Genomic DNA, 595 nt, shown 5'->3' with positions numbered 1-595 from the left:
TTTTTCATCGGCATTCAACTCAGGAACAGCGGTTTAACTCTGAGACAGATCTTGCTCAACAAACAAGGCATGGCGATTGCTGCCATTGTTATCGCCACTTGTATGCTCGGCGGCGTTATCGCTTCTGTGATTTTAGACTTACCACTTTATCAAGCATTAGCGATGTCTTCCGGATTTGGCTGGTACTCATTAGCAGGCATTTTGATGGGCGACGCATTTGGTCCTGTGTTTGGTGGGGCGTCTTTCCTTATCGAACTCATGCGTGAGTTGATAGCGCTGGTCGCGATCCCACTCTTTATCCGTAGCTACCCTTGTACAGCTATCGGTTATGCGGGCGCAACTGCGATGGACTTTACATTACCTGTGATTCAAACCACAGGTGGCGTCCGCTGCGTCCCTGTCGCTATTGTTAGTGGTTTTATCTTGAGTTTACTTGTGCCCGTTATGATGCTTTTCTTTGTATCACTTGCTAGCTAGATCTCAGGTTTTATCTTTAACATCCATTACAATACGGCAAAAATTTAAATACCCAGTTAACGTTAAAGTGGTCAGTACACTGACAACTTATTAATTTGAATTTTGTTATTTAGCCCAA

General features: G+C 44.0%; 1 protein-coding gene. It reads left to right on the top strand.

What is annotated here, in order from left to right:
• The coding region (locus R7093_RS26600; RefSeq protein WP_318147199.1) for a lysine exporter LysO family protein at nt 1-477 on the top strand (477 nt) is incomplete at its 5' end.
• Between the last annotated feature and the right edge of the window lie 118 nt (nt 478-595).

The organism is Vibrio sp. 1580 (assembly GCF_033340055.1).
Note: the sequence above shows the minus strand (reverse complement) of the source record. Positions and strands in the feature narration are given on the sequence as shown.